The sequence below is a fragment of the Legionella massiliensis genome, assembly GCF_000756815.1.
Classification (GTDB): Bacteria; Pseudomonadota; Gammaproteobacteria; order Legionellales; family Legionellaceae; genus Tatlockia; species Tatlockia massiliensis.
In genome coordinates this window covers 157,780-169,911 of record NZ_CCVW01000003.1, presented here as the reverse complement: position 1 = coordinate 169,911, position 12,132 = coordinate 157,780, and the positions used below count along the sequence as shown (strand labels likewise).

Sequence of the window (12,132 nt, the reverse complement as noted above, 5' to 3'; positions counted from 1 at the left end):
TTCCGCAAGATTAGAGAAAGGTTAGAATATATCTACTTATTTCATAATACATGTTTTTGATCAGACCCACACATCTTACATGTAATTAACTTTTTGCTCAAATTTTATAAAGCTCCATGCTTTTTATAGAATTAAGTAGCGTCTGCATTTTTAACTTTCTTTCTAAGAAGCTTTTTCCACGAACCCCAAGAATAATGCCAAAAGTATCTTCTTGCGAAATGGTAATTAAAATATAAATAGTTAAGTCTTTATTGCTCACCCCAATTGACATATAGTTGTACTTGCCTAATTTCAAATAACCCACCTCTTTTATAATTATTTCGGGATGTCGTACAGGATCAAAGCCCGAAACTCCTGCATAACCGGCCATATCCAGTACTCCTAAAGAAGCAGTTTCAAACATTGCAAGATTCTCCATTAACCATGAGTGATATTCAGATATTTTTTTTAGGAGCGATAGGAGCTGCTAAAATTTGGATTCGTAGATTAGAAGGCTTATCACATAAAATGGCATCTTTCCTTTTTTAGGCGTTTCTTGTATTACTAAGTTCATCATTTTTGGAAGAGATATGGAAAATATTGGGGTTGTTTCCATTTGAGCTTTGCAATTATATGAAACAAAAAATAGTAAAATGAAAAAAGGGTAAGTTGAAAATATTCGTTTCATTCGAAAAATATACCTCACAATCATAAATTAATAGTTGAATGCATCATCCTTTATCTCTAAGAAGTGACAGCGATAATAACTTCTTAAGGTTTTGCAAATATCATTAATACTCATTTACAGGGTGATTTCCTAAATATTGAAAAAATCGCCTTTAACAAATTGGCACAATGATATTTTTGGTACAACCCACATGATTATGAGCGTTGCACTACCCTCTGACCCCATTGATTGCTCTATAGCGATACCTATTTTTTGTGTTAATAGAAAAAGTGAAGATAAAAGAGATTGGGGCAGATCATAGAGGGTTTTGTAATGTTTCGTGTACTTCCCAGAGGCACGCTTTATTTAAGAATATCTCAAGGCCTATGGACAAAATCCATCAACCTTAGTGCGCGCTCCGTTGGCTGGCCTGAATATGGAACCGGGATTAAAAATCCCCGTCCGAGGACGTAACAGCTGGTTGTTTTATAAAACTGAATACGGCGCCATGGAGGTGGCGTGTTGACCAGTATCATTTATACCTGTGAATTAACCGGCATCAACCCCTTTGAATACTTGGTTGCGTTGCAAGTGTACAAAGACCATATTATTAAACCTGATACTGCCACAAGGGCGATGAAGTTCAACATTACAGGGACTACCACTATTGGATAGAACGCCTAAATCAGGCATCGGATGCTTTTGCTTTACCTCGACAAACTGCAAGTTTCTATTCTCTTGAGGCTCTAGTTTTTTCCTGATTTTGGTGGGGCTGATACCCAAATGAATACCAATTTCTGAAGGCGTATAATCAACCAATAGTTCTTTGACGTGCTCCCATAACTCATTGGGGATTCGTCCCTTCCTTGTTCGTGTAGCTCACCAATACATAAACGCCTGCTAGACAGAGTCTAGTTTATCTATGCCACTTATCATTAAGCCACCTTTTAAAATCATCGAGGCTATAGGCTAAATGAGGAAGCGCGCAACGCTGTCTCGAAGCCATAGCCTGGGTGCTTGCAAAGCGAAACCCTGGAAATTGCACCACTGCTCTCGGATTTCGCTTCGCTGCATCCAGGCCACATTTCTGTATCTAATGAGCCACAACATCATTGCGGGCAGAAAGTCAAAACAAGTTTATCCCTTCGCCCTTTTAGAGAGAAGGTGCCCGCAGGGCAGACGAGGTTTTTTCCAAACCCGCACAAACACAAGCTATTCTATTAATAAAAAAACACCGCGATAAATCGCGGTGTTTAGATGCTGAGCACAAGTCGCCTTAGGAGGCTCTGCCCCAGTATTTACTTAGCTGAAACAATTTGAACTTGCAGCTTAGCAATAACATCGCTGTGTACGTGAACTTCAACAACAAAGTCACCAATTGAATGGATTGGACCTTCTGGCATAACAATTTCACGCTTAGAAATTTCCATTGATTTGGCAACTAAGGCATCTTTAATCTCGTTAGGACCAACAGAACCATAGAGCTTGCCTTCATCACTGGCCATTGCGGAAATAACAACTGTAGTATCACTCAGTTTTGCAGCACGCTGTTCAGCAGCAGATAAAGATTGTTGTGCTTTTTTCTCAAGATCAGCACGACGTTCTTCAAAATGCTTGATGTTTTGCTCAGTGGCAAATACAGCCTTATTTTGTGGAATTAGAAAATTACGGCCATAGCCAGGCTTTACATCAACCTTATCACCTAAATTTCCTAAGTTTCTAACTTTTTCTAATAAAATAACTTCCATCTTATTACCCCTTATTCTCTTTTTTCATCTGACTTAGCAGAGAAATATAACCTGAAATTAAACAAACTATCTAAAGCACCCAAAATGACATATATAGGCAGCATAATAAATGGCAGTATCACTAATGGAACTACTAACAAAATCAAGTAACTGAGTCCTTTATCTTTTGCTAATACATTAAAACTGATACTGAGCCCTGCGAATACATAGTAAGTCACTAGTACTGGTAAGCAGCTTATTGCCAAAGGATAATGCTGATAAGCACCGATTACAGCCCAAACAAGAAGTAACACTCCAAATCCACTAGCACGAAATGCCAACATTTCTTGCTTAAACCCTCCAGGATAAAATAACCTGGATTGCATGGAGCGCGCTACCAATAGTGAGGTCAACGTGGATAAGACTATGCTTACAGATTGAATTCCCACCAAATAGTTAGCAATTATTACCTCATTAAGCTTGTTTTGGTTGTTTAGCAAGCTAACAGCAGCACTATCTGTACTTTCTCGCTCGATTTCCTTGAGTATTGCCTGAATATATTGATACTGTCCTGTGATAAAGTCTGGAGCAAACCAATGCACCAGAGCTATAACTAGCAACGCCATCAGGACAAGCAGCCCCCCCGCTATTTTCCAGCTCGCTGTAGAATGCAAAACAGCCGCGGTTAAATAACATGGCAAAAACGCCATAACGGTAGCAAGAAGCGCCGCAGTAAAGGACATCGACATTAGAGACAGCACTAAGAGCGCAATAGAACCAGCTATCATGCCTTTTAAGCCATCGTACCAGCCTTTACGTAAGGTTATCAGCGCAACAATCGCTGCTGACAACCAACCCACGAACGGGATCACAGCCAAAACTGCGATATATACCAGGGCTTGATTGTCGTTTTCTAAAAGAAAACGACTTTGTTTACTCAAAAAATCGCCTAAGCGAGCCATTATTATCTATGGCTATCGCAGTAAGGAAGCAAACCCAAGAACCGAGCGTGCTTAATAGCTTTTGCTAATTGACGCTGGAAGCGAGTTTGAGTACCTGTAATACGGCTGGGCACAATCTTACCTGTTTCGGTAATGTAGTTTTTTAACAAATTGATATCTTTGTAATCGATTTCATTTGTACCATCACCAGTGAAGCGGCACATTTTTTTTCTACGGAAATATGATCCTGACATAATTAATATCCTCTCTTAAGCTGCTCTTTCGTCTTTTTCTTTTTTCATTAACACGGATTGACCTGTAATCGCATGTTTTTGATTGATGATTAGATTTCTCAGAATTGCATCGTTAAATTTAAATGCATTCTTCAATTCATCAAGAGCGGCTTGATTACATTCGATATTCATTAGAATGTAATGTGCTTTGTGAACGTCTTTGATTGGATAAGCTAATTGTCTACGACCCCAATCTTCCTTACGGTGAATCACTCCTTCATGTTTTGTAATGATCCCTTCATAGCGCTCAACCATTCCTGGTACTTGTTCGCTTTGATCAGGGTGCACTAGAAACACAACTTCATAATGTCTCATGGTTACTCCTTTTGGATTGTAGCCTTCCCCAATAGAGGTAAGGCAAGGTTTAAAAAACGCACAATAATAACTGATTTCCACTTTGCTAGCAAATGTTACAGCCACTTTATATTTCCTAATCCTCTTGATTATCAAGTTTTTAGGATTTAAGCCAGGGCTATAAAAATTCAGCTTAATTACTATTTTAAAATTCTTTTATTATCAAATAGTAAGACTTAGTCTTCTTGCACATAGTGTTCTTTGCAAAATAATTGCTTTTAATGCAGCCTTACGATATAACCGTACAAAAAAACAAAAGAGGTTTTAGATGAACATCGTGACCATTCCCTTTGAAGAGCCATTAACCGTTTCAGTACAAGGCGAAACAGTTCAGATAGTCGCATTCAAAACACTGGAACATGGAAACATAAAATTTGGCGTTCAAGCTCCACGTTCAATTGAAGTACATCGTGAAGAAATCTATAACGCGATCAAACAAAAACAACAAAACAGTGAGATTGAAGAATCATAAACAGAATAATGAAATTTATTACTAAATATTTTAATTTGCTGTTATCACTTGTTGTTATTTTTTTGTCATCAATTGCCCTCCTATATAACTATTACTTTACAGGATATCCGGGTAATAACTATCTCTTTCCTCAGGTCCATGGAATGGCCGCCATCTTGCTCTTAGCACTAATGGGATGTTATCTGCTCTTCGGTAAAGAGAGTCCTTATCTAAAAACAGTACTCGAGTTAATCTATTTTTATTTAGTGATTACTATAATTGCCTTATTTGCCACAAACGCTGTGCAATTCACACCTTTTCAGCCAATTGATAAGCACTTAATTGCAATAGATAGTTTCTTTGGCATTCATTTAGATAAGGTGGTGAGTTGGACCGTTGATAGAGCTTGGCTAAGAATAACCTTGGTTAAGATTTATGATAGCTTGCCTTATCAAATGAGTTATTTACCTTTAATCCTCATTTTTGCAAGGAAGTTTTTTTATATTCGGGAATATACTGCTTATCTATTAATTACAACCATCTTGGGTTTTTCTTTTTATTATTTTTGGCCAACGGTTGGTCCCGCAACAGCTATTGGCAGTCCAATTTTCTCAGAATACCAATATGCTACTGGGCTTAAATTTAAGCAAATTCATAGTTACATTCAACCAACAACCTTTGAAGGAGGAATGATTGCCATGCCTTCTTTTCATGTAATCTGGGCAGTCCTCAGCCTCAATGCGGTGCGTTGCTGGCCTATTGTTTTTGCTTTATGGTTACCTATCAATTTAATCTTAATTGCTTCCTGCGTCTTGCTTGGCTGGCATTATTTTGTTGACCTTATAGGTAGTTTAATTGTGTTAGCTATCTCATTTTATATTGTGCAAAAATTCCGCCCGGCGATTGCAACATAAGCGTTCACTAAGGTTCATACATGCCTCATGAGCGATGCCCCTAGCCGCTAATTTTTTTTGCTAGGCCTGTGGGATAGCTTAATTCTTGATTTAGCAATTTATTATTAATTCGGGCTACTCTCATCATTGCTAATTGCTCTTGCGCTATCTTTGTTAAATCAGTATTTTTCTGCTCAATAAGTGCCGGATGAACTTGCATATACAAGGCTCCACCTGACCGCCCTATTTTGACTGGGGCATTCACAACCCGCACCGGAGTCCCAACCGCAACCAAATCATATAAATACTCAATATCCTCGGGCATCATTCTTATACAGCCAGCACTGATTCGAGTACCCACACCATCACGACGGTTAGTACCATGAATCAGATAGGTAGACCAACCTAAACGTAAAATGTGCCGGCCTAAGGGATTTCCTTCTCCAGGCGGGAAGGCATTGGGAATTGGCATACCCTTTTTCTCAGCTGCAGCCATTACATTATCAGTTGGGCGCCAGACCGGGTCACGTTGTTTAGCGATCACCTTTGTCAAACCAATCGGTGTGGTCCAACCCTCCCTACCAATACCTACTGGCATAGTAATTACAACATTATCGTCAGGAGGATAATAATAAAGGCGATATTCTGCCAGATTAATTACCAAACCTTTGCGAGGTGCTGCGGGCAAAATAAATCGTGAAGGAATTAGCAGGCGAACTTCGGTTGACAAAGGTCTTTCAGGATCAACTCGAGGATTTGCTCTAACCATTTCATCATAGCCAATGTCATAGCGAATACCTACATCACTCAAAGTTTCCCCAATTTCTGGATTAGCGTATTGTAGCTCACCAACCAGGTCACCCTTGGTAGGTAAAACGAAGGTTATCGACCAAGCGTTTACATGAACAAACAACTGAGAGCACAGCATCAGCATGCGGATGAATTTTGCAGAAAACATGGGGTAATACCTTCACTCAAAAATGCTTTTTGTCCGCTCTCCTCTGCGCGCGGTGGAGAGCGGAACCTTTGGCGCATGAGCTGGACCTCATCGATCATTTTTTGTATAGCTTTCCAAGTGCCATTGGGCTTTTTAGCTCAGCCTACTGGTAATCTCTAATGACCGCGGGATCCTATGGCCTTATAAACTAACGTCAGCCTTAAACCGTTCGCCATAAAGCGATTCCAATTGACTAAAAAGCTCGTTTAATTTGTCATGACCAAATTGCTTAGCATAGTTCATCGGGCCACCGCGGAATGGAGCAAAGCCTGTTGCGAAAATCATACCACCATCAAGTAAGTCACTATCAGCCACAACGCCTTCTCGTAAACAGGCTGCAGCCTCATTAACCATGCGTAAAATTAAGCGATTCGCAATATCCTTATCAGATTTAGTACTATTTACCTTTTGCTTAATAGGCTTGCCATTTTTATAGCGGTAAAAACCTTCGCCAGTTTTTCGCCCAAGCTTTCCTTCCTTAACCATCTGTCTTAATTTTTCAGGAACTGAACCACCAAAATGAGAGGTTAGATTTTCCGCAACAGCCAGACAAACATCCATGCCGACTGTATCCGCTAACTCAACAGGCCCCATAACCATACCAAAGGATTTCGCCGCCTTATCAATCTCCTCGCCGCTATACCCTTCATTAAGCAGTTGCATACATTCCATAAGATAGGGCATCAGTACGCGGTTAACTAAGAAGCCAGGGCTTGATTTGACTGGCAAAGGTAAACGGCCAATTTGGTTCACAAAAGAACAGGACTGCTGGCTTACTGCCTTCGCTGTTTTAGAGCTACTGACAACTTCAACTAACTCCATTTGAGCAACTGGATTGAAGAAATGAATACCAACCAAACGGGTAGGATCATCCATCACCTTAGAAATCTCATCCAAAGGAATACTTGAGGTGTTCGTCGCAATAATTGCGTCCTTGTTTGCCTTAGCCTCGACCTGTTTCATAATCGACTGCTTGACTTCAAGATTCTCGAATACGGCTTCGATGATCACATCAGCGCGCGCAATACCATGCCCATCTGGATCAGGAACCAATCTATCCATAGCAGCTTGGATTAGCCTGGGCTGTTTTAATTTCTTTTTATATAAGCTATAGGCACGACCAATAGCTGGGGCGATCTGCGCATAGGTTTTATCCTGCAAGGTCACCTGAATACCACGCAAGGCACACCAAGCAGCAATATCCCCACCCATAACCCCAGCACCGATGACATGAACATGTTGTGCTTTAAAATCACTGTCTTTAGCAAAGCCTTTCATACGCTCACGTAAAAGAAAAGCACGGATAAGATTGGCTGAGGTATCACCATGCGACACTAATTGTTCGATTGAGTCTGCTTCTTTCAAATAAGCGCGCTCGCCAACGCCCCCCTCTTTCTCCCAAAGATCAATTACCGCAAAAGGAGCAGGATAGTGTTTTTTAGATACCCGTTTGGCAACACCCTTACGCAATAAGGGGGCTAGCATTGAGCGCACCCAAGAATAATTGGTCAAGGCTTGTGTAAACGTTGGTTTACGTTTTGCTGGTTTGTTCTTCACAAAATAAACGGCCGCACGCTTTAATTGCCGTAGAGGGACAACATCATCAACGAACCCTAATTGTTTTGCCTTCTTTGCAGCAAGAGGGATACCTGTGAGAATAACTTTGGACAGCGCATCAAAACCTCCAATTAACCTTGGCAAACGCACTGTACCACCCCATCCAGGATGTATGCCCAGCATAATTTCAGGTAGCCCCAAGCGGGTATCTTTATCATCAGTGGCTACACGATAATCACAGGCCAAGGCTAGCTCTAATCCACCGCCCATACAGAATCCATTAATCATCGCTACCGTTGGAATTGACAAGGCTTCTAAACGAGAAAATACAGTTTGTCCCTTGCGCAAAAAATTGACAGCCTCAGCCGGATCCTTGAATTTAGAAAAGGCATGGACATCAGCTCCTGCGATAAAACCTTTACTTTTAGCAGAATAAATAATTAATCCACAGGCATCAGAAATTTGGGCAATCTCTTGTAGAACACTATTTAACTCATCCAAAACTTCATCATTCATAGCATTGACAGCAACGTCCTGACGATCTAGGCCTAACCAGATGATCTGCTCATCGTCCTTGTGCATTTCCCAATGTTTGTAATTACTCATTGTTCTTTCACCTCTGTCACACGTTCCAGATACATTGCTCCGCCTTGTCCGCCCCCAATACAAATTGCTGCCATCCCTCGGCTACCATTCTGTTGTTTAAGTGACTGCAAAACATGCAATACAATTCGGGCACCACTAGCACCAATGGGATGACCAGCTGCAATTGCCCCACCATCCTTATTGAGTTGATCAAGTGATGGAGCTCCCATAGCCTGTTTTAAACCTAATTGACTGCGACAATAATCGGCATCATCCCAAGCCGCCAAACATCCAAGCACCTGAGCAGCGAAAGCTTCATTAATTTCCCAACAATCAAAATCTTTAGGTTTTAAATTATGACGTTGCATAATGGGGGTCGCTGCATGAACAGGCCCTAATCCCATTTGGGTTGGGTCAAGTGCTGCCCATTGAGAATCAACAATACGCCCAAGAACCGGCAAATGATATTTTTTGACTGCATCTCCGCTAGCTAATAAAAGCAAACATGCGCCATCAGTGATCTGAGAACTGTTACCTGGGGTGACCATGCCATATTTTTTATCGAAAAATGGCTTTAATTTGGCAAGTTTTTCAACAGTAGAATCAGAACGAATCCCGTCATCTTGAGGATAGATTCGCCCTTTTGAATCGATAATGGGAATTACCTCTTCCATCCGCCCTTCTTTGTAAGCCCGTTCCAAGTGCAGATGACTATTTACTGCAAATTGATCCATTTGCTCGCGAGTGACATTAAAGCGATAAGCAACCTTTTCAGCTGTTTGCCCCATGTTCATTCCCACGATGGGATCAGTCAAACCACGTAACAGAGCAATTACCGGAGCAAGAAAAGAAAGCCTGAACTGTGTAATGGCACCCACGCGTTGTGCAGGAGATTTTGCAGCAGCCCAACGAGCAAGCCAAGACGCCATTTTTTCATTAAAGAGCAAAGGAGCATGGCTCATAGCATCTGTGCCACCAGCTAATACAAGATCGCTACGACCATTTGCAATTTGTAAAGCAGCATTATCAAGCGCCTGCATGCCCGAAGCACAATTTCGCATGACAGTAAACGCAGGAACCTTATCACCACAACCAAGGCGTAAGGCAACCACTCTAGCAATATTCGCCTCATCTGGACCTGGCATTGCAGAGCCAATAATAACTTCATCAAGTTGAGTGGGGGAAATAGGCAAACGATTTAATAAGGGGATTCCAGCAGCTACTGCCAAATCAGATCCGGTAAAAGGACCAACTCCCTTTGCTTTGAGAAATGGAGTACGACTACCATCAACGACATAGACCTCTCGACCGTCTAAATTCGACTTATGCTTCATTACTCCTCCTGATAGTTGTCAATGTAGCTGACAAAGGTCAAATTTTTAATATCAAAGATATCAGTAAACCTAAGCTTTTGGAATTTATCTTAAAAAAATCATTTTAATTAACAATAAGAAACCTTGTAGATTAAGGGTTTCATAGTGCACCCAATCAAAATACTCTAACAATCTAAATATTAGAGTTGACGTCATACAAATACCTGATATACTTCGCCTCCATTGAACGGAGAGATGGCCGAGAGGTCGAAGGCGCTCCCCTGCTAAGGGAGTATGGGAGAAATCCCATCGAGGGTTCGAATCCCTCTCTCTCCGCCAGAACACGCGCCCGTAGCTCAGTTGGATAGAGTATCTGGCTACGAACCAGGGGGTCGGAGGTTCGAATCCTTCCGGGCGCGCCATTTTCACCAGTAGTATCAAGGAGTTACGTGAAAAAATCCGAGGTAAAAAATGGTTAAAATTTGGCATATAGCAAAGTTGTAACACTTTTTTATTTTTTTCACGTATGTCACCTACAGCCTGTAGCCAAAAAAGAAAAATTTACTCGATTGGCTGCTGATCGAAGATGGTCGGCTCTTCCCCATTTCCGGGGGCACAAATCAAGAACACAAGACCTTAACCCTTAATCTATAATTTTCAAAGTTTCTAAAACCGTAAGCACGCCGTTGAATTAACTTCATCTTGCGATGGAACCCTTCCGTAATGCCGTTGTTTTTAGTAAACCGCCACATTCTAACCACTTCCTCCCGCCATTGATATAATGTTTTGCTTAGAGTCTTTAAGGACTCAAAGGAACTTTGTTTAAGAAGAGAAAGCATTTTAAGAAACAAAGGTACTAAACGCTTACATTGCCTGGCAGTGCGATGCTTTTTCGTAATACCATCTCAAAACTTGGGCTCGAAATGTTCAAGACAAAGTATTATTCTAAATAAGAATAACGAGTATTCCTTTAATTCATTCTAAATTTAAAAAAAATAGATATTATTTAAGTCTTAACATTTCTCGTAATCGAATCTAAAGAAATCAAATTCCATCATTAGCGTTCCAGTCCTAACGATTTTATAGAGGAATTGAATTAGAAGCATTAATAACCAGAACTATAATGGTTTCTTGCGAAAAAAGGATGTCTAACAATAAAAACAAGGAGTAGTTATGAGTTTGCCTAAAACTAGTTTAGCAGTTTTCGTACTTGCATCACTGGGTTTTAATTCTGCTTCAGCAGATATCGCTACTCAGTGTAAAGCTGTAAAAAAAGGAACCAAGTGCGTTTTTTCTGGAACAGGATCCAATTTGACTTCTTTGCTTAATCAAGCTTTAAAAAATTATCCTAACAATTTAACCATGGTAATCAATAACAGTAATACTTTATCTCCTATCACCATTTCTAATGCTAACAATATTACCATTAACCTGGCGGCAAATGTTACTTTAACAGCACCACAGAGAACAGATTCATCCTGGAAAAATCAGGATGCTCTTATCACGGTAGAAAATTCCAATAATTTTGTTTTAAAAGGTAAAAACGCGACAACTAGCATTATTGATGGTCAGGGTTCAACCTGGTGGAACAAGGTAAGTACACGGCCAGTTCTACTTGAAATAGATGGTACAAGCGGAATTACCATAAAATCAATACAACTTCTCAATTCACCTAAATACAATGTGCATTTAGTTAGCAGTAATACGATCAATATCAATAATATTGCAGTAAATGCCCCTGCTGACTCTCCTAATACAGATGGCATTAACTCACATAACATAACCAATATGACGATAGACGCTATTGTCGTAAATAACGGAGATGATGGTATTGCCGTCAATTCGGATAACGGCCCAAGTAGTGATATTCAAATTAGTAACGTTACTTTGATTAATGGCCACGGTTTATCCATCGGCAGTCAAGTATACAATCCTGTTTTTAATATGACAGTTAATAATGTGACAATGCAAAACGCTCAGTACGGCTTGCGCATTAAAACACGCTGTCCTGGAGAAGACCCAACAAAATGCCCTCAAACCAAATCGGGTAGTGTGTCTAATCTATCCTATGAAAATGTTACTATGACAGGGGTACATTATCCTATATATTTTGATCTTAACTATGGCAGTGATAAGTACAGCTACGTTAATTTAAGTAATATTACTTATAATAATGTGGTAGCCACTAAATCAGTACATCCGGCTTCTTTGATTTGTTCCGCAAACAATGGGTGTACGAATTTGGTTTTCGGCTCTGTGAATATAGATACTAATGGCAGCTGCCAAGGTATTAATGGCGGCAGTTATAATAAGGTCGTTCCTTGCTCCTTTAATCATTGATTTCTTAATACTGAATTGGGGCAGTTGCCTACATT

Annotated in this window: 12 protein-coding genes, 2 tRNA genes and 1 pseudogene; 6 read left to right on the top strand and 9 right to left on the bottom strand. The window is 40.3% G+C overall.

What is annotated here, in order from left to right; translation table 11 throughout:
* Positions 1–97 precede the first annotated feature (97 nt).
* On the bottom strand, positions 98–403 hold the full coding sequence (locus BN1094_RS12370; RefSeq protein WP_043874772.1) for a hypothetical protein: 306 nt from the start codon (positions 401–403) through the stop codon (positions 98–100).
* Between the two features lie 762 nt (positions 404–1,165).
* Between BN1094_RS12370 and BN1094_RS19895 the strand changes: the two genes are divergently transcribed.
* Positions 1,166–1,321 carry a transposase domain-containing protein gene (locus BN1094_RS19895; protein ID WP_176695303.1) on the top strand — a complete coding sequence of 52 codons (156 nt, stop codon included), beginning with the start codon at positions 1,166–1,168 and terminating at the stop codon, positions 1,319–1,321.
* Positions 1,322–1,944: 623 nt separating this feature from the next.
* Here BN1094_RS19895 and rplI read toward each other — a convergent pair.
* Genes rplI through rpsF form a run of 4 tightly spaced genes read right to left on the bottom strand, consistent with a single transcriptional unit; the run spans position 1,945 to position 3,922 of the window.
* The gene (gene rplI, locus BN1094_RS12350; RefSeq protein ID WP_043874770.1) at positions 1,945–2,394 is read right to left on the bottom strand and encodes a 50S ribosomal protein L9; all 450 of its coding nucleotides are present in this window, start codon (positions 2,392–2,394) and stop codon (positions 1,945–1,947) included.
* 11 nt (positions 2,395–2,405) lie between these two features.
* On the bottom strand, positions 2,406–3,314 hold the full coding sequence (locus BN1094_RS12345; RefSeq protein ID WP_141650474.1) for a hypothetical protein: 909 nt from the start codon (positions 3,312–3,314) through the stop codon (positions 2,406–2,408).
* 23 nt (positions 3,315–3,337) lie between these two features.
* Positions 3,338–3,568: a 30S ribosomal protein S18 gene (gene rpsR, locus BN1094_RS12340; protein WP_043874768.1), complete on the bottom strand. Its 231-nt coding sequence runs from the start codon at positions 3,566–3,568 to the stop codon at positions 3,338–3,340.
* A 15-nt stretch (positions 3,569–3,583) separates the two neighbouring features.
* The gene (gene rpsF, locus BN1094_RS12335) at positions 3,584–3,922 is read right to left on the bottom strand and encodes a 30S ribosomal protein S6 (RefSeq protein WP_044011855.1); all 339 of its coding nucleotides are present in this window, start codon (positions 3,920–3,922) and stop codon (positions 3,584–3,586) included.
* Between the two features lie 307 nt (positions 3,923–4,229).
* Here rpsF and BN1094_RS12330 point away from each other — a divergent pair, with 307 nt between their 5' ends.
* Positions 4,230–4,433 (top strand): carbon storage regulator, encoded by a 204-nt coding sequence (locus BN1094_RS12330; RefSeq protein ID WP_043874767.1) that lies wholly within the window; start codon positions 4,230–4,232, stop codon positions 4,431–4,433.
* An 8-nt stretch (positions 4,434–4,441) separates the two neighbouring features.
* A complete protein-coding gene (locus tag BN1094_RS12325) occupies positions 4,442–5,326 on the top strand; it encodes a phosphatase PAP2 family protein (RefSeq protein WP_081935144.1) in 885 nt (294 codons plus the stop codon).
* A 40-nt stretch (positions 5,327–5,366) separates the two neighbouring features.
* Here BN1094_RS12325 and BN1094_RS12320 read toward each other — a convergent pair whose 3' ends face one another.
* The 3 genes from BN1094_RS12320 to BN1094_RS12310 form a co-directional block, all read right to left on the bottom strand.
* Positions 5,367–6,263, bottom strand: coding sequence for a L,D-transpeptidase family protein (locus BN1094_RS12320; protein WP_043874765.1), 897 nt, complete (start codon positions 6,261–6,263; stop codon positions 5,367–5,369).
* A gap of 180 nt (positions 6,264–6,443) precedes the next feature.
* Positions 6,444–8,465 carry a 3-hydroxyacyl-CoA dehydrogenase NAD-binding domain-containing protein gene (locus tag BN1094_RS12315; protein WP_043874764.1) on the bottom strand — a complete coding sequence of 674 codons (2,022 nt, stop codon included), beginning with the start codon at positions 8,463–8,465 and terminating at the stop codon, positions 6,444–6,446.
* Positions 8,462–9,778, bottom strand: coding sequence for an acetyl-CoA C-acetyltransferase (locus BN1094_RS12310; RefSeq protein ID WP_043874763.1), 1,317 nt, complete (start codon positions 9,776–9,778; stop codon positions 8,462–8,464). Before BN1094_RS12310 ends, BN1094_RS12315 begins: the two co-directional genes overlap by 4 nt.
* A gap of 228 nt (positions 9,779–10,006) precedes the next feature.
* On the opposite strand from BN1094_RS12310, the gene BN1094_RS12305 reads away from it, so the two are divergent.
* Both BN1094_RS12305 and BN1094_RS12300 read left to right on the top strand, forming a co-directional pair.
* Positions 10,007–10,096, top strand: a tRNA-Ser gene (locus BN1094_RS12305).
* A 6-nt stretch (positions 10,097–10,102) separates the two neighbouring features.
* Positions 10,103–10,179, top strand: a tRNA-Arg gene (locus BN1094_RS12300).
* A gap of 198 nt (positions 10,180–10,377) precedes the next feature.
* Here the strand turns inward: BN1094_RS12300 and BN1094_RS19360 are convergent.
* Positions 10,378–10,656: pseudogene (locus BN1094_RS19360) on the bottom strand (transposase); the annotation flags it as partial.
* A gap of 274 nt (positions 10,657–10,930) precedes the next feature.
* Between BN1094_RS19360 and BN1094_RS19355 the strand changes: the two are divergent.
* On the top strand, positions 10,931–12,097 hold the full coding sequence (locus BN1094_RS19355) for a glycosyl hydrolase family 28 protein (RefSeq protein WP_081935143.1): 1,167 nt from the start codon (positions 10,931–10,933) through the stop codon (positions 12,095–12,097).
* Positions 12,098–12,132: the final 35 nt, after the last annotated feature.